This is a genomic window from Mesorhizobium sp. B2-3-7 (assembly GCF_006442695.1).
GTDB lineage: Bacteria > Pseudomonadota > Alphaproteobacteria > Rhizobiales > Rhizobiaceae > Mesorhizobium.
This window is the reverse complement of record NZ_VFVV01000011.1, coordinates 1-23,242: the sequence shown is the minus strand read 5'-3', so window position 1 is coordinate 23,242 and position 23,242 is coordinate 1. Positions and strand designations below refer to the sequence as shown.

The 23,242-nt window shown below is 64.3% G+C and carries 21 protein-coding genes and 1 tRNA gene; 13 read left to right on the top strand and 9 right to left on the bottom strand.

Annotated elements, in window-relative coordinates; genetic code table 11:
• Positions 1 to 27 precede the first annotated feature (27 nt).
• The 3 genes from FJ940_RS28530 to FJ940_RS21100 all read right to left on the bottom strand — a co-directional run bounded on the left by FJ940_RS28530 (position 28) and on the right by FJ940_RS21100 (position 878).
• Positions 28 to 183 (bottom strand): hypothetical protein, encoded by a 156-nt coding sequence (locus FJ940_RS28530; RefSeq protein WP_181168359.1) that lies wholly within the window; start codon positions 181 to 183, stop codon positions 28 to 30.
• 56 nt (positions 184 to 239) lie between these two features.
• Positions 240 to 315, bottom strand: a tRNA-Ala gene (locus FJ940_RS21105).
• A 173-nt stretch (positions 316 to 488) separates the two neighbouring features.
• The gene (locus tag FJ940_RS21100; protein WP_140497238.1) at positions 489 to 878 is read right to left on the bottom strand and encodes a TIGR02300 family protein; all 390 of its coding nucleotides are present in this window, start codon (positions 876 to 878) and stop codon (positions 489 to 491) included.
• A 207-nt stretch (positions 879 to 1,085) separates the two neighbouring features.
• Between FJ940_RS21100 and aroA the strand changes: the two genes are divergently transcribed.
• From aroA to rpsA, 3 genes are all read left to right on the top strand, one after another.
• On the top strand, positions 1,086 to 2,444 hold the full coding sequence (gene aroA, locus FJ940_RS21095; protein ID WP_140657796.1) for a 3-phosphoshikimate 1-carboxyvinyltransferase: 1,359 nt from the start codon (positions 1,086 to 1,088) through the stop codon (positions 2,442 to 2,444).
• 263 nt (positions 2,445 to 2,707) lie between these two features.
• On the top strand, positions 2,708 to 3,358 hold the full coding sequence (cmk, locus tag FJ940_RS21090; protein ID WP_140497244.1) for a (d)CMP kinase: 651 nt from the start codon (positions 2,708 to 2,710) through the stop codon (positions 3,356 to 3,358).
• A gap of 203 nt (positions 3,359 to 3,561) precedes the next feature.
• A complete protein-coding gene (gene rpsA, locus FJ940_RS21085; protein WP_140497246.1) occupies positions 3,562 to 5,259 on the top strand; it encodes a 30S ribosomal protein S1 in 1,698 nt (565 codons plus the stop codon).
• A gap of 111 nt (positions 5,260 to 5,370) precedes the next feature.
• On the opposite strand, the gene FJ940_RS21080 is transcribed toward rpsA, so the two are convergent.
• From FJ940_RS21080 to FJ940_RS21065, 4 genes are all read right to left on the bottom strand, one after another.
• Positions 5,371 to 6,078 (bottom strand): SDR family NAD(P)-dependent oxidoreductase, encoded by a 708-nt coding sequence (locus FJ940_RS21080; protein ID WP_140497248.1) that lies wholly within the window; start codon positions 6,076 to 6,078, stop codon positions 5,371 to 5,373.
• Between the two features lie 211 nt (positions 6,079 to 6,289).
• The gene (locus FJ940_RS21075; protein ID WP_140559772.1) at positions 6,290 to 7,870 is read right to left on the bottom strand and encodes a 5-guanidino-2-oxopentanoate decarboxylase; all 1,581 of its coding nucleotides are present in this window, start codon (positions 7,868 to 7,870) and stop codon (positions 6,290 to 6,292) included.
• The gene (locus FJ940_RS21070; RefSeq protein WP_140497252.1) at positions 7,870 to 8,541 is read right to left on the bottom strand and encodes a TetR family transcriptional regulator C-terminal domain-containing protein; all 672 of its coding nucleotides are present in this window, start codon (positions 8,539 to 8,541) and stop codon (positions 7,870 to 7,872) included. Before FJ940_RS21070 ends, FJ940_RS21075 begins: the two co-directional genes overlap by 1 nt.
• Positions 8,511 to 9,383, bottom strand: coding sequence for a dimethylarginine dimethylaminohydrolase family protein (locus tag FJ940_RS21065; protein ID WP_140657794.1), 873 nt, complete (start codon positions 9,381 to 9,383; stop codon positions 8,511 to 8,513). The genes FJ940_RS21070 and FJ940_RS21065 overlap by 31 nt, the downstream gene beginning before the upstream one ends.
• 211 nt (positions 9,384 to 9,594) lie before the next feature.
• Between FJ940_RS21065 and FJ940_RS21060 the strand changes: the two genes are divergently transcribed.
• From FJ940_RS21060 to FJ940_RS21030, 7 genes are all read left to right on the top strand, one after another.
• Positions 9,595 to 10,410 (top strand): ABC transporter ATP-binding protein, encoded by an 816-nt coding sequence (locus tag FJ940_RS21060; protein WP_140559774.1) that lies wholly within the window; start codon positions 9,595 to 9,597, stop codon positions 10,408 to 10,410.
• A 53-nt stretch (positions 10,411 to 10,463) separates the two neighbouring features.
• Entirely contained in the window at positions 10,464 to 11,264 is an 801-nt protein-coding gene (locus FJ940_RS21055; protein ID WP_140559775.1) for a transporter substrate-binding domain-containing protein, read from the top strand.
• Positions 11,265 to 11,524: 260 nt separating this feature from the next.
• Positions 11,525 to 12,190, top strand: coding sequence for an ABC transporter permease (locus FJ940_RS21050; RefSeq protein WP_140497260.1), 666 nt, complete (start codon positions 11,525 to 11,527; stop codon positions 12,188 to 12,190).
• Entirely contained in the window at positions 12,190 to 12,999 is an 810-nt protein-coding gene (locus FJ940_RS21045; RefSeq protein ID WP_140497262.1) for an ABC transporter permease, read from the top strand. Before FJ940_RS21050 ends, FJ940_RS21045 begins: the two co-directional genes overlap by 1 nt.
• Before the next feature lie 103 nt (positions 13,000 to 13,102).
• A complete protein-coding gene (locus tag FJ940_RS21040) occupies positions 13,103 to 14,104 on the top strand; it encodes an Ldh family oxidoreductase (RefSeq protein ID WP_140497264.1) in 1,002 nt (333 codons plus the stop codon).
• Positions 14,105 to 14,342: 238 nt separating this feature from the next.
• Positions 14,343 to 14,624, top strand: coding sequence for a hypothetical protein (locus FJ940_RS21035; protein ID WP_140556914.1), 282 nt, complete (start codon positions 14,343 to 14,345; stop codon positions 14,622 to 14,624).
• 244 nt (positions 14,625 to 14,868) lie between these two features.
• Positions 14,869 to 15,843: a complex I NDUFA9 subunit family protein gene (locus tag FJ940_RS21030; protein ID WP_140559777.1), complete on the top strand. Its 975-nt coding sequence runs from the start codon at positions 14,869 to 14,871 to the stop codon at positions 15,841 to 15,843.
• Positions 15,844 to 15,864: 21 nt separating this feature from the next.
• Here the strand turns inward: FJ940_RS21030 and FJ940_RS21025 are convergent, their stop codons facing one another.
• Positions 15,865 to 17,235: a cytochrome P450 gene (locus tag FJ940_RS21025; RefSeq protein WP_140657792.1), complete on the bottom strand. Its 1,371-nt coding sequence runs from the start codon at positions 17,233 to 17,235 to the stop codon at positions 15,865 to 15,867.
• A gap of 231 nt (positions 17,236 to 17,466) precedes the next feature.
• Here FJ940_RS21025 and FJ940_RS21020 point away from each other — a divergent pair, with 231 nt between their 5' ends.
• The 3 genes from FJ940_RS21020 (at position 17,467) to FJ940_RS21010 (ending at position 22,067) form a co-directional block, all read left to right on the top strand.
• Positions 17,467 to 18,036 (top strand): NADPH-dependent FMN reductase, encoded by a 570-nt coding sequence (locus FJ940_RS21020; protein WP_140497272.1) that lies wholly within the window; start codon positions 17,467 to 17,469, stop codon positions 18,034 to 18,036.
• Positions 18,037 to 18,450: 414 nt separating this feature from the next.
• Positions 18,451 to 20,922, top strand: a complete 2,472-nt coding sequence (gene gyrB, locus FJ940_RS21015) for a DNA topoisomerase (ATP-hydrolyzing) subunit B (protein WP_140525837.1) — start codon at positions 18,451 to 18,453, stop codon at positions 20,920 to 20,922.
• Positions 20,923 to 21,149: 227 nt separating this feature from the next.
• Positions 21,150 to 22,067, top strand: coding sequence for a hypothetical protein (locus FJ940_RS21010; RefSeq protein ID WP_140580584.1), 918 nt, complete (start codon positions 21,150 to 21,152; stop codon positions 22,065 to 22,067).
• A 68-nt stretch (positions 22,068 to 22,135) separates the two neighbouring features.
• Here the strand turns inward: FJ940_RS21010 and FJ940_RS21005 are convergent.
• Positions 22,136 to 23,242, bottom strand: a 1,107-nt coding sequence (locus FJ940_RS21005; RefSeq protein WP_140657790.1) for an NAD(P)(+) transhydrogenase (Re/Si-specific) subunit beta, incomplete at its 5' end; no start/stop codon positions are given.

Genomic DNA, 23,242 nt, shown 5'->3' with positions numbered 1-23,242 from the left:
TTCAAAGCGAATCAAACAGGAACCGTTTTAGTCAATGGCCGCATATTGCGTAAGCACCGGCGCGCCCGACGGCAGCGAAATCGGCAGGCAGCCCAGCATCAGTGGAGCGGGCGGCCAGAACGAAACCGCCGCGTCGACCGCCTGAGCGGCGCGCTTCAGGCTGCGGCGGGCAGCGATGTCCAAAAATTCCGAAGCTGAATCCGGTTTCTACAACCCCGAAATTTGGAAAAGTGACTGTTTGGTGGAGCCAATCGGAATCGAACCGACGACCTCTTGAATGCCATTCAAGCGCTCTCCCAACTGAGCTATGGCCCCACTTCCGGCAGTCAACCGGCGCCGTTTCCGGCGAAGAGATCCGGCGCGGGTTGGAGACCGCGCCGTTAGTGCAGGCGGCTTCTAACCCCGCCCTTCGTCAATATCAAGCCTTCATCAGCGGCTTTTTCTTCACAAGCTGCGAAAGCCGGCAAACGCTTGCGTTCCCGGCCTTGTCAGACCTCGTCGTCGTCGTCGCCGACGCCGATCATGTCGGCGACATCGTCGTCCTCTTCCTCTTCGTCGGCGAGGAACGTATCGTCCTCGTCGTCGCCCAGGTCGACATCATCCTCGTCGTCGCCGAGATCGGGCAGATCGTCGCCCTTGACGTCTTCGTCAGCCTCTTCGAGCGAGACGACTTCTACGCCCTCCTCGTCCTCGGCGTCCACTTCCTTCTCGGCCACTTCCTCTTCCTCCTCGAGGGCGGCGATCTTGCCTTCCTCGAAATAGGAACGCGGATAGGTCTTGCCGGTGTAGGGCGAGACGATCGGGTCCTTGTTCAGGTCGTAGAATTTTCGACCCGTTTCAGGGTCGATACGCTTTGTGCCAAGTTCGGTTTTTGCCACGGCAAGCCTCGTCGATAAAAGAGTGGTCCCCTTAACCACTGTTTGCAGCGCTGTCAAAGCCAAAAGCCGGCGTCACAAAACCATGCGTTGAAAGGGCTAGCGTCAAGCGTCGACCATGGGGGATGACCATTTCGGCCCACCGTGATACGAGACCGCCGCAACAAATGAAAAGCGCCGGCCCGCCGGCATTCCGTCCAGGGAACTTCCATGTCTCACGCCGCCGCTTCCAAGCCGGCCACCGCCCGTAAATGTCAAGCGCTTTCCGGTACGGCGCGCGTGCCGGGCGACAAGTCGATCTCGCACCGCTCCTTCATGTTCGGCGGGCTCGCCTCCGGCGAGACCCGCATCACCGGCCTGCTCGAAGGCGAGGACGTCATGCGCACCGGTGCCGCCATGAAGGCGATGGGCGCGCATATCGAGAAGCGCGGCGACGAATGGGTGATCCGCGGCACCGGCAACGGCGCGCTGCTGCAGCCGGAAGGGCCGCTCGACTTCGGCAATGCCGGTACCGGCTCGCGGCTGACCATGGGGCTGGTCGGCACCTATGACATGGAAACGACCTTCATCGGCGATGCTTCCTTGTCAGGCCGGCCGATGGGCCGCGTGCTGGAGCCGCTGCGCCAGATGGGCGTGCAGGTGCTGAAGGCAACGCCCGGCGACCGCATGCCGATCACGCTGCATGGACCAAAGCATGCCGCCCCGATCACCTATCGCGTGCCGATGGCCTCCGCGCAGGTGAAATCGGCGGTGCTTCTCGCCGGCCTCAACACGCCGGGCATCACCACCGTCATCGAGCCTGTCATGACGCGCGACCACACCGAAAAGATGCTGAAAGGCTTTGGCGCCAATTTGTCGGTCGAGACCGACGAGCGCGGCGTGCGCCATATCTTCATCGAGGGCCAGGGCAAGCTCACCGGCCAGACGATCGCCGTGCCGGGCGACCCATCCTCGGCCGGCTTCCCGCTGGTGGCCGCGCTGATCGTGCCGGGTTCCGACATCCTGATCGAAAACGTGCTGATGAACCCGACCCGCACCGGGCTGCTTTTGACTTTGCAGGAGATGGGCGGCCAGATCGAGATCTTGAACCCGCGCAATGCCGGCGGTGAGGATGTCGCGGACCTGCGCGTGCGTTATTCCGAGCTGAAGGGGGTCACCGTGCCGGCCGAGCGGGCGCCGTCGATGATCGACGAATATCCGGTGCTGGCCGTTGCCGCCAGCTTCGCCGAGGGCGAGACGCTGATGCAGGGGCTGGAGGAACTCAGGGTAAAGGAATCCGACCGGCTGTCGGCGGTCGCCAATGGACTGAAGCTTAATGGCGTCGACTGCACAGAGGGTGAGACATCGCTCGCGGTGCGCGGAAAGCCCGGCGGCAAGGGGCTCGGCGGCCATCCCAATGGCCCGGACACGACCGTGCAGACCCATCTCGACCACCGTATCGCCATGAGCTTCCTGGTGATGGGGCTGGCGACTGAGAAGCCGGTGACCATCGACGACGCCAACATGATCGCGACAAGTTTCCCGGAGTTCATGAGCCTGATGACAGGGCTGGGCGCGGAGATTGGGTGAGAGTTGATGGGTTGGGGCCAAACTGAAATGCCGGCAGGACAGCGCCCCCCTCTGTCCTGCCGGACATCTCCCCCACGAGGGGGGAGATCAGCCGTCATAGCGGCCTTCGCAAATCGCCCGCGTTGCAGAAGTGAGCGAGGCGCCGGAACTGCCAATCTCCCCTCTCGTGGGGGAGATGTCCGGCAGGACAGAGGGGGGCGCGACGGATCGCAAGCTCTCTCCGGACCGCTACGCTGTTCGGTTTCAGGTATGCTGGCCTGCCAATGACACACGTCTTCACCATCGCCATCGACGGTCCGGCCGGAGCCGGCAAGGGCACCCTCGCCCGGCGTCTGGCCGATCACTACCGACTGAACCTGCTCGACACCGGCCTCACCTACCGTGCCGTCGCCCATGCCTTGCTGCGGCTTGGCTTGCCGCTCGACAATGTCTCGGCGGCCGAGACGGCCGCGCGCCAAGTCGACCTGGCGAAGCTCGACCGGGCCGTCTTGTCGGCGCATGCGGTTGGCGAAGCGGCCTCGAAGGTCGCGGTGTTTCCAACGGTGCGGCGCATCCTGGTGGAGAAACAGCGCGAGTTTGCCAAATCCCCTCCGGGTGCCGTGCTCGACGGTCGCGACATCGGCACCGTGGTGTGCCCCGATGCCGACATCAAACTCTATGTGACCGCGAGCGCCGAGGTGCGGGCAAGGCGCCGGCTGGCGGAGATCGAGAGCATCGGCGGCACGGCTGATTTCACCGAAATCCTCGCCGATATCCGGCGCCGCGACGAGCGCGACATGGGCCGCGCCGACTCGCCCTTGAAGCCTGCCCCCGACGCGCACTTGCTTGATACCAGCGAAATGGCTATAGAAGCCGCGTTTCTCGCGGCCAGAGCTGTCATCGACGACGTGCTGTCCAAGGGAAACAAGGCCTGATCCGGGTTTTCCCTCGAGTTTCCGTTGCTGGAGGCAAAGAAAATACCCATATCGGGCACGAACCAGCCTGCCAGCATTCTTCATGCGCCGGACTTGCCGCCTTAAGCGGCCAAGGGCTCTTTGCCCGGAACGCCGGCAGGCCAACGCAACGCTAACCCACGGCGCACGCCCCGCTAAAGATGCGGGGTATTCCAGGAGAAACAATGTCTGTAGCAAATCCCTCTCGCGACGATTTCGCGAGCATGCTCGAAGAATCATTCACCGCCGGCCATTCCGGCGAGGGCCAGGTTGTCCGGGGCACGATCACCGCGATCGAAAAGGACATGGCCATCATCGACGTCGGCCTCAAGGTCGAAGGCCGCGTGCCGCTGAAGGAATTCGGCGCCAAGGGCAAGGAATCCACCCTCAAGGTCGGCGACACGGTCGAAGTCTATGTCGAGCGCATCGAGAACGCGCTTGGCGAAGCCATGCTGTCGCGCGAGAAGGCTCGCCGCGAAGAGAGCTGGGTGCGTCTCGAAGAGAAGTTCACCAAGGGTGAGCGCGTCGAAGGCGTCATCTTCAACCAGGTCAAGGGCGGCTTCACCGTCGATCTCGACGGCGCCGTGGCGTTCCTGCCGCGCAGCCAGGTCGACATCCGCCCGATCCGCGACGTCTCGCCGCTGATGCACAACCCGCAGCCTTTCGAGATCCTGAAGATGGATCGCCGCCGCGGCAATATCGTGGTGTCGCGCCGCACCGTGCTCGAGGAGAGCCGCGCCGAACAGCGTTCGGAAATCGTGCAGAACCTCGAAGAGGGACAGGTTGTCGAAGGCGTGGTCAAGAACATCACCGACTACGGTGCGTTCGTCGACCTCGGCGGCATCGACGGCCTGCTGCATGTCACCGACATGGCATGGCGCCGCGTCAACCATCCGACCGAGATCCTCAACATCGGCCAGACGGTCAAGGTGCAGATCATCCGCATCAACCAGGAAACGCACCGTATCTCGCTCGGCATGAAGCAGCTCGAGAGCGATCCGTGGTCGGAGATCGGCACCAAGTTCCCGATCGGCAAGAAGATCAAAGGCACCGTCACCAACATCACCGACTACGGCGCGTTCGTCGAGCTGGAGCCGGGCATCGAAGGCCTTATCCACGTTTCGGAAATGTCGTGGACCAAGAAGAACGTGCATCCCGGCAAGATCCTGTCGACGACGCAGGAAGTCGATGTCGTGGTGCTCGAAGTCGATCCGGCCAAGCGCCGCATCTCGCTCGGTCTCAAGCAGACGCTGGAGAACCCGTGGGAGGCTTTCGCTCGCAGCCATCCGGTCGGCAGCCAGGTCGAGGGCGAGGTCAAGAACAAGACCGAGTTCGGCCTGTTCATCGGCCTGGAAGGCGACGTGGACGGCATGGTGCACCTTTCCGACCTCGACTGGACCCGTCCGGGCGAGCAGGTGATCGAGGAGTACAATCGCGGCGACATGGTCAAGGCGCAGGTGCTCGACGTCGACATCGAGAAGGAGCGCATCTCGCTCGGCATCAAGCAGCTGGCCCGCGACACGGTTGGCGAAGCGGCGACTTCAGGCGAGCTGCGCAAGAACGCCGTCGTCACCTGTGAGGTCATCGGCGTCAAGGATGGCGGTCTGGAAGTGCGGCTGGTGGAAAGCGGCATCGAGACCTTCATCAAGCGCTCCGACCTTTCCCGTGACCGCGACGAGCAGCGCCCCGAGCGCTTCACCGTCGGCCAGAAGGTCGACGCCCGCGTCATCGCCTTCGACAAGAAGACCCGCAAGCTGCAGGTCTCGATCAAGGCGCTGGAAATCGCCGAGGAGAAGGAAGCGGTCGCCCAGTACGGCTCGACCGACTCCGGCGCCTCGCTGGGCGACATCCTGGGCGCCGCGCTGAAGAAGCAGGGCAGCTAATCGCCCTTTCGCACAGGCCCGAAACAAAACCCCGCCGGAGCGATCCGGCGGGGTTTTTCTTTGTCGGAAACTCGGACGCAGCCCGGGGATCGTCGGAATCAACTATGCGCCTTATGCGCGACCGTAGAGCGGCACCAGCGTGCCGCTCATCGCCTGGTTGGCGGGCGAGGCAAGGTAGGCGATGGCCTCGGCCGCCGCTTCAAGGCTGACCCATTTGCTGAAATCGGCATCCGGCATGTCGGCACGGTTGGCCGGCGTGTCGAGCGTCGAGGGGGCCACCGCATTGACCAGGATGCCCTGGTGCTTCAGCTCTTCCGCCATCGCCACCGTCATCGCCGCGACCGCTGCTTTGGAGGCGGCATAGGCGACCATGCCCGAGCCGCGGCGCGGATCGAGCCCGGCGCGTGCCGTGACATTGACGACGCGGCCGGCGGTGCCCGCCGCCAGCATCGAGCGCACCGCCGCACGGCTGCACAGGAACGCGGTGCGGGCATTGGTATCCATCATCTCGGCAAAGGAGGCGGATTCGATCTTCTCCACAGGCGCCTTGGCAAAGCCGCCGGCCAGATGGATCGATCCCCACAGGGCGGGAACCTGGGCATAGAAGGCTTCGACCTTGGCGGAGTCCGACAGGTCGACATTGTGTGCCAGCCTGACGTTCTCGTGGGTGGTGAAAGGGAAATGCGAAGGTGCCGCGGCATGGGCGTTCGGCACATGGCAGACCGCGCCCTCGCCCAGCAGCTTGCCGACGACCGCGCCGCCGAGCGCACCGGTCCCACCGGTCACAACGATGTGCCTGCCCTGAAGTGTTTCCGTCATCCTGGACCGCTCCTGTCTTTTTTGATTATGTCGCTTGTTTCGCCGCGCCGACGCGAAGCGTCGCGCCTTTCGTGCGATCACTCAATTGATATCTCGACATGGCAGCCGTCGCGTCTTTGCATGTGTCGGGCAGCGGCGATTGTTGCCGCGCAAAAGCCAAGCCGGCGAATGACCACGATGCAAGTAGGAAAATCGACGCCGGCGTGAAGCTTCACTCGACCGTGATTTCGATGACGCGCGGCAACCCCGTTGCCCGGGCGCGCTTCAGCGCGAGTGGTAAGGCGCCGGTATCGGCGATCCGTTCGGCGCCGATGCCATAGGCCTCGGCCAGTTTGCAGAAATCCGGCGGTGCCGGGGACACGCCGACGGGTTCCACGCCGACGTCGAGCATCGAAGTCTCGATCTCGCGATAGCCCCTGTTATTCCAGACGACGAAGATAACGGGTGCCGCAGCATCAAGCGCCGCGCCAAGCTCGGGTAAGGTGAACTGGAAGCCACCGTCGCCGGTGAGGCAGACGATCGGCGCGTCTGGCATGGCGAGCGCCGCGCCCACCGCCGCCGGCGGGCCGTAGCCCAGCGCGCCGAAGCCGGTGGCGGCGTTGAACCAGCCGCCCGGCCGGTCGTGATCGTAATAGAGGTTGGCGGCGTAGACGGGCTGGGTGGAGTCGCCGACGATGATCGCGCCCGGCAGGGCGTCGCGGATGGCTTCCACCGCATGGACCTGCGCCGCATGGACGGGAGTCAGTTCGGCGCGAGCCGCCTTTCGCGCCGCCGCGGCGCGGTTCTTCCCGTCCTGCCTGCCCGCGTCGACCGAGCCGAGCGCGGCAAGCAAGGCTTCGATCGCCTCGGCGCAGTCGGCATGGATGGCCACCGTCGCCGGACGGCGCGCCAGCTGATCGGCGCCGATGTCGATGCGGATCAGATTGGCCGGCAGGACAAATCCGCCATCGCCATAGCCGTCATAATCGGTCGGGCCGAACTCGGTGCCGGCGGCAATGACCAGATCGGCCTCGTCCATCAGCGCGCGGACGGCTTTCAGGCTGGGACTGGCCGGTACGCAGAGCGGATGGCGGTGGAGCAGGCCGCGCGCATTGGTCGTCTCGACGACCGGCGCGCCCAGCCTTTCGGCCAGGCGCCGCAGCGCATCCTCGGCGCGCTTGGCGCCGCCGCCGGCCAGGATGAGCGGGAGCCGAGCCGCCGCACAAAGGCTGGCCGCCGCGGCGATGGCCGTCGCCCCGGCAGCCGGTGGCGCGGCATTGCTCAGCACCGCCGCGATCCCATCGGCAGGCTTGACCATGACGTCGGTCGGAATCTCGATATGCACCGGGCCCGGCCGCGACGAGGAAAACAGCGCGAAGGCACGGGCGAGCGCGCCGGGCAGTTCGCCGGCCTCGGTGATACGTTGCGAAAACAGCGCCACCTTTTCCATCATGCCGCGCTGGTCCGGCAGCTCGTGCAGGAAGCCCAGGCCCTTGCCAAGCGTCGGCGTGGCGTTGACGCCCGAGATTACCAGCATCGGCACCGAATCGGCGCGCGCCTGAGCCATGGCGGTGATGGTGTTGGTCAGCCCCGGGCCGGTGATGACGAAGGCGACGCCCGGCCGGCCGCCGGCGCGCGCATAGCCGTCGGCCATGAAGCCCGCGCCCTGCTCGTGGCGCGGCGTGACATGGCGGATCCTCGAACGCGCCAACCCGCGATAAAGCTCGACCGTGTGGACGCCGGGAATACCGAACACGGTGTCGACGCCATGCGCCTCGAGCAGTGAAATCAACGCTTCGCCAATGGTGGTCATTAGTGTTCTCCCCTTTCCGGCTCGAGGCCGAGCTCGGCTTCGACAGCCTTGATCCCAATCGCCGCCAATTCGCCGGGCGAGAACATCTCGCCGGCCAGGCAGCCTTCGATCCAGAGTCCGTCGATGATCGCGTTGATCGCGATGGCATGGTGGCGCAACTGGCTTGCGTCCGGCTTGCACTGTTCGGCGGCGAGCACTTCGGCCACAACCGCCTCCACCTCGTTGCGAAAGCCGAGATAGCCTTCGCGGTGGGCACGGGCCAGGGTCGGATCCGCACCGGCGCGGCCGATGAAGGTTGCCCAGAGCGAAAAAACCCGCGCGTCGATGATCGGCGCGTTGAGGTTGGCGGTGACGAAAGCCGCAAGGCGTTGCCGCGGCGAGGCATCTTCCATGACCAATGCTGCTTTCGCCTGCTCGGTCATGCGGCCGACCAGTGCCGTATAGGCCTCCTGCAGCAGTTCTTCCTTGCCGGGGAAATAGTGCCGGATCAGCCCCGCGGTGACGCCGGCACGCAATGCGATGGTGCGCAAGGTGGCGCCCTGCAGCCCATGTTCGGCCACGCTGTCCAGAGTCGCCTCGATCAGATCCTGCCGCCGCCGCTCCTCGCCCTCGCGACGAAACTTGCGGCGGGATGGCGCATTCATTGGCGCAGGATCGGCCGCGTCAGGCATGTCGGCCCACCTTCGCAGGCGATGCAGAGCGCATCCGCCTCGAAGACTTCAACCATGCAGCCCGCGGCCTCCATCGCGGCCTTGGTCTTGGGAAAGCCTGCAACGGCAATGACGTTGAGCGGGCTAGTCGGCAGTACGTTAAGGCTGAGGCCGTTGGAAGCAGCGAACTCCTCGGCATCGCCTTCGACCAGCCGGATGCCGCGTGCCTTCAGCATTTGATAGAACGGGGCCGGCAAAAGCGGCGAATAAACCAGCGCGAGGTCGTCCGCCAACGGGCTGATCACCGACATCAGATGCAGGCACGCCTCTTCGCCCTGCCACAGCGGCAGATCAAAGCCGTAGACGGAAACGCCCAGCGGCGTCAGCAGGTTGGAAACCTGCTGGATACCTTCCTGGTTGGAGCGGACACCGCGCCCGATCGCCAGCGTGCGGGCGTCCACCCAGACACAATCACCGCCTTCGACCTGACCAGGAGCCTCGACGCGGCCGAGGATCGGAATGCCCAGCCTTGTGTAGGTTTCCTCATGCAGCGAGGGCTCCCTGGCGCGTAATGGCTTACCCATGGACAGGATCAGCGCGCCGCGACCGGCCATCAGCGATGGGTCGTGCGTGAACACCGAATCCGAAAGTCCGTCGGCCTTGTCTTCGATCCATTCGATTTCAGCGCCGGAAGCCGCTACCAACTCAGCAAGGGCCGCGTGCTGCGAGGCAGCTTTCGCCGGATTGAACCCCGGGCCATAGTGCCAGGCAGATCTGTCGGCGTCGCGCATGGCGTTGGCCGCCGACCGCATCAGCACGCGCCGCAGCGTCGCCGCCATGGACTGTGATCCGAAAGCGCTCATCGGTGCCCTTTTTAGCTGAAAAAAATCGAGAAAATTTCATGAAAGGCTATTTATACACTTGCACAACAAGGCCGCAAGTGCCGTAATGAGCGGGATTGACGGGCTCGCGCAGTTGGGTCCATGCTGAAGTCTGGAGCGGGGCAGTACAGCGTATGTTGATTAGCCGGGTAGACGTTCGACGAGCTGCCATCGACTACACGGAGGTCACCTGTTGAGCACGGCGGGAGTTGCCGCAGCCCCATCCGGTGAGGCGCAAAATGGCGCCGCCGAAGCCATCCACGTCGAGAACCTGCACAAGAAATTCGGTGAGCTGCATGTGCTGAAGGGCGTCTCGCTGTCGGCGCGCGACGGCGAGGTCATCGCCATCATCGGCGGTTCGGGCTCAGGCAAATCGACGCTGTTGCGCTGCATCAACTGCCTGGAGAATCCGACCAGCGGCATCATTCGCGTGAATGGCGAGGAGATCAAGCTGAAGGCCGACAGCCACGGCCATACCGTGCCGGCCGACCGCAAGCAGATCGAACGCATCCGTTCCAAGCTCGGCATGGTGTTCCAGAATTTCAATCTGTGGAGCCACATGACGCTGATCGAGAACGTCATCGAGGTTCCCGTGCATGTGCTGGGCGTCAAGCGCGACGCGGCGATCGCCCAGGCCGAAAAGCTGCTCGTCCGCGTCGGCCTCGCCGAAAAGCGGGACGTCTATCCGGCCTATCTATCGGGCGGCCAGCAGCAGCGCGCCGCGATCGCTCGCGCATTGGCAATCAATCCGCGCGTCATGCTGTTCGACGAACCGACGTCGGCGCTCGACCCCGAACTGGTCGGCGAGGTGCTGAGAGTGATCGGCGACCTGGCGCGCGAAGGCCGCACCATGGTGCTGGTCACCCACGAGATGAAGTTCGCGCGCGAGGTCGCGACGCATGTCGTCTATCTCTACAATGGACTGGTCGAGGAGGAAGGCCCGCCGGAACAGATCTTCGGCGCGCCCAGATCCGAAAGGCTCAAGCAATTCATTCGCAACATCGGCTAGCAAACCGAGGGCGGAAGAAAACCGGGAACCAACAACAAACTGGGAGTCGTAAAATGAAGACTGTTCTGAAGACGTTCGCCGCAGCGCTGCTGCTCGGCGTCGCCGCCATCGGCGTGGCCAAGGCCGATCCGGTCAAGATCGGCATCGCCGCCGAGCCGTATCCGCCGTTCACCTCGCCGGATGCTTCGGGCAAATGGGTCGGCTGGGAGATCGAGTTCATCGACGCCGTCTGCGCCGAGGAGAAGCTCGACTGCGTCATCACGCCCGTCGCCTGGGACGGCATCATCCCGGCGCTGACCACCAAGAAGATCGACCTTATCGTCTCTTCGATGTCGATCACCGACGAACGCAAGAAGACGATCGACTTCTCGGATAAGTACTACAACACGCCGACGGCGATCATCGGACCGAAGGACCAGAAATTCGGCTCCGCGCCGGACGATCTCAAGGGCAAGATCCTGGGCGTCCAGGTATCGACCGTGCATGCCGTCTACGCCAAGAAGCATTTCGGCGCCACGGCGTCGGAGATCAAGGAGTACCAGACGCAGGACGAGGCCAACAACGACCTTGCCGCCGGGCGCCTCGATGCGGTGCAGGCCGATTCCATCGCGCTTGGCGAGTTCCTCAAGACCGACCAGGGCAAGGCCTGCTGCGACCTGAAGGGCATGGTGGCTCCGGACGACGAAGTGCTCGGACCGGGCGTCGGCGCCGGCGTGCGCAAGGAAGACACCGAGCTGAAGGAAAAGATCAACGCCGGCATCAAGGCGATCCGCGCCAATGGCAAGTATGACGAGATCTCGAAGAAATACTTCGATTTCGACATATATGGTGGCAGCGGCGCGCAGTCGAACTGACGTGGCGATGCCATGCAGCCGGACTGACGCGGCGGTGCCACGAAGTCGGACTGACGACCATCGCATGGGCTGGAAGACAAGGCACTGACGCCAAGTCCTCCAACCCGACCTTTCCCACGCACCCTTGCCGCCGGCGGCTTGCGCCGGCGGATTGAGCCAGCAATCCGGGGGCGAAGCTGATCGATTCATTTCTTCCGGCCTCTGCGGCCGGCATCATCGAACTCCTGTCGCCCGCGCCCGTCGGCTGGGGCGGGACGCTCATGCTTGGGCTGCTGCATTCGCTTGAGATCGCCGTCGGCGCCACGATCGTCGGACTGTTGATCGGAACCGGCGGTGCCTATGGCAAGCTTTATGGCGGCCCCGTGGTGCGCGACCTGCTGGCGGTCTACACGACCATCGTGCGCGCGGTACCGGAACTGGTGCTGATCCTGCTCCTCTACTACGCCGGTACCGACCTGATAAACCAGATGCTGACCGCCATGGGCTATCAGCGGGTCGACATCAGCGGGCTGGTGGCCGGCATCGCGGTGCTCGGTTTCGTCCAGGGCGCCTACTCGACCGAGGTCATACGCGGTGCCATCCTTGCCGTCCCGCAAGGCCAGATCGAAGCCGCCCGCGCTTACGGCATGTCTCCCGGCCTTCTCTTGCGGCGCATCACGTTGCCGGCAATGCTGCCCTTCGCCATTCCGGGTCTCGCCAATCTCTGGCTGATCGCCACCAAGGATACGGCGCTGCTGGCCGTGGTCGGTTTCTTCGAACTGACGTTGGCGACGCGGCAGGCGGCGGGCGTCACCAAGGCCTACCTGATATTCTATCTCGCGGCCGGCATGCTCTATCTGGCCGTGACGCTGTTTTCGAACCTCGTCCTTGGTCGCGTCGAGAAATGGGCGCGGCGCGGCATGCCGTCGATCAAGGAGGCGCGCTGATGGCGAGCGAAGCGGCCATCATCAACAGCGCGGCTCGCGCCTCGCTCTGGCTGCAGCCGCATCGTATCGTGCTGATCCTGATTGCGCTCGGGCTGGTGCTGTCCGCGGCCTTCTTCATGCGCTGGGACTGGCTGCCGCAATATTACGGCCTGGCCCTGCTCGGCATCTGGCGCGCGCTGTGGATCCTGGCCGTCACCTGCCTGTTGGGCTTCCTGATCGCGGTGCCGGTCGGATTGGCACAGGCTGGCGGCCCGATCTGGTTCGCGGCGCCGGCGAAGGTCTTCTGCACCGTCATCAGGGGAACGCCGCTGCTGTTACAGCTGTGGCTGCTCTACTACGGGCTGGGTTCGTTGTTTCCGCAATATCCGTGGATCCGCGAATCCTGGATGTGGCCCTATCTCAGGCAGGCATGGCCTTATGCCGTCCTGGCGCTGACGCTCTCATTCGCGGGCTACGAGGGCGAAGTGATGCGCGGCGCCTTTGCCGGCGTGCCGAAGGGGCAGCTCGAAGCCGCACGTGCGTTCGGCATGAGCCGCTGGAAGATCTTCCGGCGTATCTGGCTGCCGCAGGCCTTCTACCGGGCGCTGCCGACGCTGACGGGGGAAACCGTGCTGCAGCTGAAATCGACGCCGCTGGTGGCGACCATCAGCGTCATCGACATCTTCGCCGTTTCGTCGAAGGTCAGACAGGACACTTACCTCACCTATGAGCCCTTGCTGCTGCTTGCCTTGATCTATATGGCGATCACCGGCATTCTGGTCTTCGCCTTCGGCAGGATCGAGGCGCGGATTCCGAACAAGATCGGCTAGGGACCTAGTGAGTAGGGATTGGTGAGTAGGAAGTGGCTAGCCGCCACCACCCATTGCTGACTACTCACTACTCACCACTCACCACTCACTAAAGGCAGTCGCCATGCAACTCAGTCTCGAACAGGCAACCGGGCTGTGCCGCATGGCGGCGCTGGGTGCGGGCGCCAACGAGGAAGCGGCGCAATCGCTCACCGCCTCGATCATATCGGCCGAGGCAGAAGGACTCTCGACCGTCGGATTGTCGCATTTCATCGACTATCTCGAAGCGCTGGAGGCCGGCCGCATCGACGGCAATGCCGAGCCGGTGATCACCCGGCCGGCGCTCGCAGTCTATCTTTCCGATGCGCAAGGCGGGCTGGCGCATACCGGCTTCGACCGCACGCTCGACGAGCTCGCCAAGGCGGCAAGACTGTTCGGCGTCGCCATCTTTTCGCAGAAGAATGCCTATACATGCGGCGCCCTCGGCTACTTTACCGGAAGGCTGGCAGCGCAGGGGCTGGTCTCCTTCGCCGCCACCAACGGTCCCGCCGTGCTTGCCGGTTCGGGCTCGGTCAAGCCGGTCTATTGCACCAACCCGATGTCCTTCGCCGCACCCGCCGCCGACGGCCCGCCGCTGGTCATCGACCAGTCATCGAGCGCCACCGCCTTCGTCAATATCCGCAAGGCGGCCGAGGACGGCAAGAAGATCCCCGAAGGCTGGGCGCTCGATGCCAGCGGCAATCCCACTACAGATCCGGCCGCAGCCATGAAGGGGGCCATGCTCGCCTTCGGTGGCCAGCGCGGCGCCAACATCGCGCTGATGGTCGAGGTGCTGGCGGCGGGTCTGTCGGGGGCAAACTGGTCGCTCGATGCGCCCTGGTTCACCGGCGGCCCGGACAATCCCGGCACCGGCCTGTTCGTGCTGGCCGTCGAGCCCAAGCTGCTCGATCCGGATTTCGAGCAGCGGATGAAGGATCAGCTCGACCGGCTGCGCCGGCGCTACGGCGTGCACATACCGGGCCGCTCCCGGGCCGAGGCGGCGGAGAAGGCCGCGGCACGGGGCATCAAGGTCTCCAAGGCCGTGGTGCAGCGCATTTCCGAATTCGCCGAGCGCTATTCGGCCTGAAATAAATTCTTCTTTTCAGCTCATCAGCTGCCGGCGCCTGCCCGCGGCATGGCCATGCGTGTTTTTTTCGCGCGCGGTCTGAACCTTTTCGAGCGTCGGGGCGACCAATGCCTGTCCAGGGCAGGATGAGCTTGCCCGATTCAGACCGGGGGAACAGCAAGTCACATCGAAACCTGCTCCACGCCAAGGCATGCCCTTCGCGTCCCGGAAAGCCCAACCTCAATGAAAGGATACCACCATGACCAGCACCAAGACAACCATTCTGACCGCAGTCCTTCTCCTCGGCTCGTTCATGGGCGCGACCCAGGCGGCCAACCTGAAGGCCGCGCCGGTCAAGCCGTCCAGTCCAGGCGTCATTGCCGCGCCGGGCGGCGGCGCTACCGAGGACCACTATTGCAAGAACGGTCACGCGAAATTCGCCAGTTGCAGCACCGATTTCATCGCGGCCTGCAAGAAGGTCGGTGGCACCATGTCGGATGTCCAGGGCTGGGGTGGGCGTACTTGCTTCACGCCCTCCTGATACCGTCTCAGGTCAGGCCGCTCCGTCGGCCCCTGGCTTCGCATGGATGTCATCCGGAAAACCCCGCCTCGGCGGGGTTTTCTGCGTCAGGCAAGGCGTTCTGAAGCGCATTTGTCCTGATGCAATTCCCAAGCTGTTTTTCCTGGGAAAGCCGCTTCACAGCGACGACGCGTCACCCTTTGCGTTTGACGCGAAACGGATTATGAAACGGCTTCAGCCAAGCTTTCGAGCGCCGGAGCCAGCCATGACCGAAATCCTGCAGACCCCCAAGCTCGTCGTCATTTTCGGCGGGTCGGGCTTTGTCGGCCGCCACGTGGTGCGGGCCTTGGCCAAGCGCGGCTATCGCATCAGGGTCGCCTGCCGCCGGCCCGATCTCGCCGGCCATTTGCAGCCGCTCGGCAATGTCGGCCAGATCCAGCCCGTGCAGGCCAATGTGCGCGTGCGCTGGTCGGTCGATCGCGCCGTGCAGGGCGCCGATCATGTCGTCAACCTGGTTGCCGTGCTGCATGAGAGCGGGCGGCAGAAATTCACGGCCGTGCACGAATTCGGCGCTCGCGCCGTGGCCGAAGCGGCACGCGCAGCGGGCGCCGGCCTGACCCATATTTCGGCCCTGGGCGCCGACCTGGAAGCCGCATCCAACTATGCACGCACCAAGGCGCTTGGTGAAAAGGCCGTTCTGGAGACGATCAAGGACGCCGTGATCCTGCGGCCGTCGATCAATTTCGGACCGGAAGATAGTTTCTTCAACCGCTTCGCCAACATGGCGCGTTATTCGCCGGCACTGCCGCTGATCGGCGGCGGCCATACCAAGTTCCAGCTGGTCTATGTCGGCGACGTCGCCGAAGCGGTGGCGCGCTCGGTCGATGGCAAGGTCAAGGGCGGTCAGATCTACGAGCTTGGCGGCCCGCAGGTGCTTACTTTCAAGGAAAGCATGCAGGAAATGCTCGCGGTGATCGAGCGCAAGCGCCTACTGGTTCCGGTGCCGTGGTGGGTGGCGAACCTGCAGGCGTCGATCCTGGGCCTCTTGCCCAACCCGCTGCTGACCAAGGACCAGGTGCTGCAATTGCGCGAGCACAATGTCGTGTCGGAGGAGGCCGCCAGGGCCAACCGCACGCTTGCCGGCCTCGGCATCCAGCCGCAGGCGCTCGGCACGATCCTGCCAAGCTATCTCTGGCGTTTTCGCGCGGCCGGCCAGTTCCAGCGCAAACCGGCGGTCTGAACATAGGCCGACGGCGGGCGATTACAGGCGCGAAGTGATCCGCATGGGCAGCCCGCCTTGCGGCTGGGTGGTCAGCTTCTGGACCGGCCACGGCCTGGTTTGCGCGATGGAATCGAAGCGGAAACGCGACAGCAGGACGGCGAGCGCGATGATCGCTTCCTGCATGGCGAAGCTGGCGCCGATGCAGACGCGCGGCCCGGCGCCGAACGGCAGATACTGAAAGCGGTCGATCTTTTCGCGGTTTCCCGGATGGAACCGCTGCGGCATGAACGCGTCCGGCCTGTCCCACAGCTTCCTGTGACGGTGGACGACCCAAGGCATGACCAGCACGGCCGCGCGCCTCGGGATGTGGAGATCCCTCCAGTTCTCCGGCTCGATCGGCTCGCGGTTGATCGACGGCGCCGGCGGATAGAGCCTGAGCGCCTCGTCGAAGGCGGCGCGGGTGAGCGGCATGGCGTCCAGCCATCTGGTCGGATCGGGCTCGCGCGCCAGCACGGCATCGATCTCGCGCTCGATCTTTTCCCGCTCCCATGGCGCCTCGGCCAGGCAATAGAGCGTCCAGCCCAAGGCTCGCGCCGTGGTCTCATGACCGGCACCGATGAAGGTGATGATGTTGTCCTCGACTTCCGAGCGTGTCAGCCCGTCCGGCCCCTCGGCCTTGAGCAGGAGGGTCAGGAAATCCTGCGGCACGGCATCGGCATCGCGCCTGAGTTTCTGTTCGCGTATCTTGACCGTATTGCTGACGATCTTGCGGAAATAGGCCATGGTCTTGCGGCCGCGGATGCGGGTAAGCCGTGGCAGCCATTCGGGCGCGCGCAGCAGGTCTAGCGGATCGACGCGGCCCATGGTCTCGAACAGCCGGTCGATCTCCTTGGCGAAACTGCCCGGCTCCCCCGCGATTTCCCCGGAGAACAGCGTCTCGGCCAGGATGTCGTAGGTCAGCAGCGTCATGTCGTGGGCAATGTCGGAGGTGCCGCCATCCTCGTAACGGGAGGCGAATTCAAGCGTGCGCTTGAGCATCGGCCCCGCGAAACCAAAGATGTGACGCGGCGTGAACACCGGCGCCATCGCCTTGCGCGAACGCTTCCAGACCTCGCCTTCGGCCGTCAGCAAGCCGTCGCGCAGGATCGGCCGCAGGATGAGCTGGCGCACCGTCGCCATCTTGTAGTTCCTGGCATTGTCGACCAGGACATGGCGAATGAGGCCCGGGTCGTTGGCGATGACCAGCGGTCCGCCGACGCCGTTCACCGAGATCCAGGGCTCGTTGTAGGTCGGCTCTCCCCACAGCTCGAGCGGGTTGCGGTAGACGATGCGCATCATCTCCAGCGTCGAGGGCGGCGATGTGCGCGGCCTCGGCGCCGGCGGAACGAAGGGGGCGGGCTGAGTGTCCATGGCTGCTCCGCTGGCAAGCGCGTCGCGCTAGTCCTTGCCTCCGTTCGATGTAGTGACTGACGCACGGCGCGTCCATGTGGCCTGACGGTAAAAGCCCGTGCCCCGACGGGACGGAGCGATGCTCCCATCATCCGATTGTGACCGCTCGCCAAACGGCGCGGTCTTGTCCATGACGGCGCTCTGCCGTAGGTCACAGTCACCAACAGATACCGTCAATCGAAGGAGCCCGCCTTGAAGCACCAGTTGAACATCATCATCGGCAGCACCCGGCCGGGCCGGGCCGGGCCGGTTTTCGCTCACTGGCTGGAGCGGTTCGCGCGCGAGCACGGCAAGTTCGAACCGGTGCTGACCGACATCGCCGCCTTCGATCTGCCGGTGCTGGACGAGCCGCACCATCCCAGGCTCGGCAACTACCTGAACGATCATACCAAGGCCTGGTCGAAGGCCGTCGATGCCGCCGACGCTTTCGTCTTCGTGGCACCGGAATATAATTACTTCGTCGCACCGGCCATCGTGAACGCGATCGACTATCTCTCGCGCGAATGGAAATACAAGCCCGCCGCCATCTTCAGCTATGGCGGCGTTTCCGGTGGCCTGCGCGCGGCACAGGCGCTCAAGCCGCTGCTGACCTCCGTCGGCGTCATGCCGGTTCCGGAAGGCATCGCGCTGCCGCTGTACCAGAAGCTGCTGGGGACCGACGGCTCCTTCGAAGCGAGCGAGCAGGTGCAGGGCGGGGCAAGAACCATGCTGGAGGAGTTGCTGCGCTGGAGCGAGGCGCTGAAGCCGATGCGCGCCGGCTGATGCAAGCCGGCTCGCCCGCGCCGTAGACAGGCGGAATGTCGGCAAACGACCGAACCGTGGGCGGTTCGGCCTGCGTTTGCCATGCGCTTTGCTGCCGGTGCTTTTTGATCGCCGTCGTCGCGGCGGCGGAAGGCACTTGCGCAAGCTCTGGCGGCTGGCGACCCTGCCAATGCCGAGCGGGCAGAAGGGGCAGCCGGCGCCAAGATAGAAGTTCACGATCAAAATTCCTGCGCGACCGGCTGGCTAAGGTCAAAGCCTCTCGCCAATAGCTGGCCGACGGTGCGCTTTTCCGCCCGGAAATGCCTGCAAACCTTGGAAAAACCACCTTTAACGCCTATATCTAGGCAATATTGAAAGCGCGATTCGGGGGCGATTTTTCGCGCTCCACCAGCCGCCTCTAGACAACAGGTTTTCATGAGCGACCAGACTGAGAACGCCAACGGCGCCGAAGCCGAATACGGCGCAGATTCCATCAAGGTTTTGAAGGGCTTGGATGCCGTCCGCAAACGGCCCGGCATGTATATCGGCGACACCGATGACGGTTCGGGCCTGCATCACATGGTCTATGAGGTCGTCGACAACGCCATCGACGAGGCACTGGCCGGTCATGCCGATCTCGTCACGGTGACGCTCAATCCCGACGGTTCGGTCACCGTCATCGACAATGGGCGCGGCATTCCCACCGATATCCATCCCAGCGAAGGCATTTCGGCAGCCGAAGTGATCATGACGCAGCTGCATGCCGGCGGCAAGTTCGACCAGAACTCCTACAAAGTGTCCGGCGGCCTGCACGGCGTCGGCGTCTCTGTGGTCAACGCCCTGTCGGCCTGGCTGAAGCTCAAGATCCGCCGCAATGGCAAGATCTTCGAGATGAGCTTCACACACGGCAATGCCGACGCGCCGCTGAGCGTTACCGGCACCTACGAACAGGACAAGCAGCCCGGCACCTATGAAGGCCGCAGCGGCAGCGAGATCACCTTCTTTCCGTCGTCCGAGACCTTCACGATGGTCGAATTCGATTTCGGCACGCTGGAGCATCGGCTGCGCGAGCTTGCGTTCCTGAATTCGGGCGTGCGCATCGTGCTGACCGACGCCCGCCACGCCGACGTCGTGCGGCATGAGCTGCACTATGATGGCGGCCTGGAGGAATTCGTCAAATATCTCGACCGGGTCAAGAAACCGCTGATCGACAAACCGATCGCCATCAGGGCCGAGCGCGACGGCATCACCGTCGAAGTGGCCATGTGGTGGAACGACAGCTACCACGAGAATGTGCTGGCCTTCACCAACAACATCCCGCAGCGCGACGGCGGCACCCATCTCGCCGGTTTTCGCGGCGCCCTGACGCGTCAGATCACCGGATATGGCGATTCCTCGGGCCTGACCAAGAAGGAAAAGGTCTCGCTGATCGGCGACGATTGCCGCGAGGGGCTGACGGCAGTGCTGTCGGTCAAGGTTCCCGACCCGAAATTCTCCTCGCAGACCAAGGACAAGCTGGTCTCCTCGGAAGTCCGGCCCGTGGTCGAAGGGCTGGTCAACGAGGCGCTCGGCACCTGGCTCGAAGAACATCCGAGCGAAGGCAAGGTCGTGGTCGAGAAGGTGATCCAGGCCGCGGCGGCGCGCGAGGCCGCGCGCAAGGCGCGCGACATCACCCGCAAGACCTCGCTGGGCGTCACCTCGCTGCCCGGCAAGCTTGCCGACTGCCAGGAACGCGATCCGGCGAAGTCCGAGATCTTCATCGTCGAGGGCGACTCGGCCGGCGGCTCCGCCAAGGGCGGCCGCTCGCGCCAGAACCAGGCCATCCTGCCGCTGCGCGGCAAGATCCTCAATGTCGAGCGCGCCCGCTTCGACCGCATGCTCAGTTCCGACATGATCGGCACGCTGATCACCGCGCTCGGCACGTCGATCGGCAAGGACGAATTCAACGCCGACAAGCTGCGCTACCACAAGATCATCCTGATGACCGACGCCGATGTCGACGGCGCGCATATCAGGACGTTGCTGCTCACCTTCTTCTTCCGGCAGATGCCGGAATTGATCGAACGCGGCCATCTCTATATCGCCCAGCCGCCGCTTTATAAGGTGACGCGAGGCAAGAGCTCGCAATACATCAAGAACGAAAGCGCGTTCGAGGAATTCCTGATCGGCTCGGGACTGGAAGAAGCCTCGCTCACGCTCGGCTCCGGCGAGGTTCGCGCCGGACAGGACCTGCGGGCGGCGATCGACGATGCGCTCGCCGTGCGCCAGCTCATCAACGGCCTGCACACGCGCTACAACAGAGGCGTCGTGGAGCAGGCGGCGATCGCCGGCGGGCTCAATGCCGACGTCGTCGCCGATCTTGGCCGCGCCAATGCGATGGCGGAGCGGATCGCGCAACGTCTCGACATCATTGCCGAGGACACCGAGCGCGGCTGGACCGGCCGGATGTCGACTTCGAATGAGGGTATCGGCGGCTATGTCTTCGAACGCACGGTGCGCAGCGTCAAGGAATACGCCCATCTCGATATGGCGCTGATCAATTCAGCCGATGCGCGACAGCTCGACCGCTACGCGCAGCGGCTCAGCGACGTCTATGGAGCGCCGCCCGTGCTGCGCCGCAAGGATGTTTCGGAACCCATCTCGGGACCGTTGGCACTGCTCAACGCGGTGTTCGCGACCGGCCGCAAGGGCCTGACCATGCAGCGCTACAAGGGCCTGGGCGAGATGAACGCCGAGCAGCTTTGGGAAACCACGCTCGATCCGAACGTGCGTTCGCTGCTGCAGGTCAAGGTAAACGACGCCACCGACGCCGACAGCCTGTTCTCGCGGCTGATGGGCGACGAGGTCGAGCCGCGGCGCGAGTTCATCCAGGACAACGCGCTGTCGGTGGCCAATCTGGACATTTAATCCGGAGTCATCCCGGGACCATTGGCGCGCGTCGGTCGCGCCAGTGTTTCCCTTGCGAGATTCATTCGAACCGCCGGAACGGAAGCTTCTTTCCAGCATTGTGACAGTATCGATCACAATTCCTGGCGAAGGAGGCTCCCATGGGACGCGGCATCTTGCTCTGGTTACTCGGGGTTCCAATCCCGATCATCCTTCTCATCATGCTTTTCGCGCGATAGGGGGCTGTCATGCAGTCCACCCTGTCGATCACGGATGATCCCGGCGCGGTGGAATCGTCCGCCACCGCTATCAGCTGGGGTCCGATCATCGCCGGTGCCTTCGCCGCCTCGACATTGACCTTCATCCTGATGCTGCTCGGCTCCGGCCTGGGGTTGAGCATGGTCTCGCCATGGTCGGGCTCAAGCGCCTCTATCACCAGCTTCGCGGTTTCGACCGCGGTCTGGCTGATCGTCGTGCAATGGCTGTCATCCGGCCTCGGTGGCTATCTTGCCGGCCGGCTGCGCACCAAATGGGTGGGCGTGCATACCGACGAGGTTTATTTCCGGGATACGGCTCATGGCTTCCTGGCATGGGCGCTGGCGACGCTGCTGGTCCTCGGCGTGCTCGGCTCGGCGCTGTCGGCGGCTGTGGGTTCCGGCGTCCAGGCTGTATCCAGCGTGGCCGCCGGCGCCGCCCAGGGCGCTTCGGCCGGTGCATCGGCCAATGCAGGCGGGGCATCGACGGACAATGCCACATCCTATCTGGTGGACTCGTTGTTCAGGCCGGCGGACGCGGCGAGACTGGCGGCAGCCAATCCGCAAAACGACGCGGCGGCGGCGGCGCAGGCATCGCGCATCCTGGTCGCCAGCGCTGCGGCTGGCGAGGTTTCGCCCGAGGACAAGACATACCTGTCGCAGCTGGTCGCGGCACGCACCGGCCTGTCGGAAGCAGACGCCAAGACGCGTGTCGATACGCTGCTGGCAAAGGCGCAGGACGCCAAGGCCAAGGCCCAGCAGGCGGCCGATACCGCCAGGAAGGCGAGCGCCACATTTGCGCTCCTCGGCGCCCTGTCGCTGGTCATCGGCGCCTTCATCGCCAGCGCCGCGGCCGCCCTCGGCGGCAGGCAGCGCGACGACGAGGAGGCTGTGTTCCTGACCAGCCGTTGAACATCGTCTGAAATCCGCATGAAGAAGCCCGGCGAGCCGGGCTTCTTCATGCGGACGATGTGACCGGGTCAGTGATCCATGGCCTTGACGATTTCCTCGGTCATCTTCTTGGCGTCGCCGAGCAGCATCATGGTGCCGTCCTTGTAGAACAGCGTGTTGTCGATGCCGGCATAGCCGGAGCCGAGCGAGCGCTTGACGAACAGGCAGGTGCGCGCCTTGTCGACGTCGAGGATCGGCATACCGTAAATAGGTGAGGACTTGTCATCCCGCGCGGACGGGTTGGTGACGTCGTTGGCGCCGATGACATAGGCGACGTCGGCCTGCGCGAATTCGGAATTGATGTCCTCGAGCTCGAACACTTCGTCGTAAGGCACGTTGGCTTCGGCCAAGAGCACGTTCATGTGGCCCGGCATGCGGCCGGCCACGGGGTGGATGGCGTATTTGACGTCGACGCCATTGGCCTTGAGCTTGTCGGCCATCTCGCGCAGTGCGTGCTGCGCCTGGGCGACGGCCATGCCGTAGCCAGGCACGATGATGACCTTCTGCGCGTTCATCATCAGATAGGCCGCATCGTCGGCCGAGCCCTGCTTGACCGTGCGCTCGATCCCATCATCAGCGCCCGCGGCTGCGGTCTCACCACCGAAGCCGCCGAGGATGACGGAGATGAAGGAGCGGTTCATGCCCTTGCACATGATGTAGGACAGGATGGCGCCCGACGAGCCGACCAGGGCGCCGGTGATGATCAGCGCCAGATTGCCGAGCGTGAAGCCGAGTGCGGCCGCCGCCCAGCCCGAATAGGAATTGAGCATCGACACCACGACCGGCATGTCGGCGCCGCCGATGGGGATGATGAGCAGCACGCCCAGCACCAGCGATGCGGCAACGATGAGCCAGAAGACGAGCTTCGATTCGGTGGTGACCAAAAGCACGATCAGCACGACCAAGGCGATGCCAAGCGCGATGTTGATGAAATGGCGGCCGCCGATCATGATCGGCTTGCCGGACATACGCCCGTCAAGCTTCAGGAAGGCGATGACCGAGCCGGTGAAGGTGATGGCGCCGATGGCCACACCCAGGCTCATTTCGACCAGCGCCTGTGCGTGGATGTCGCCCGCCGTGCCGATGCCGAAGCTTTCCGGCGCATAGATGGCGGCCGCCGCCACCATCACGGCGGC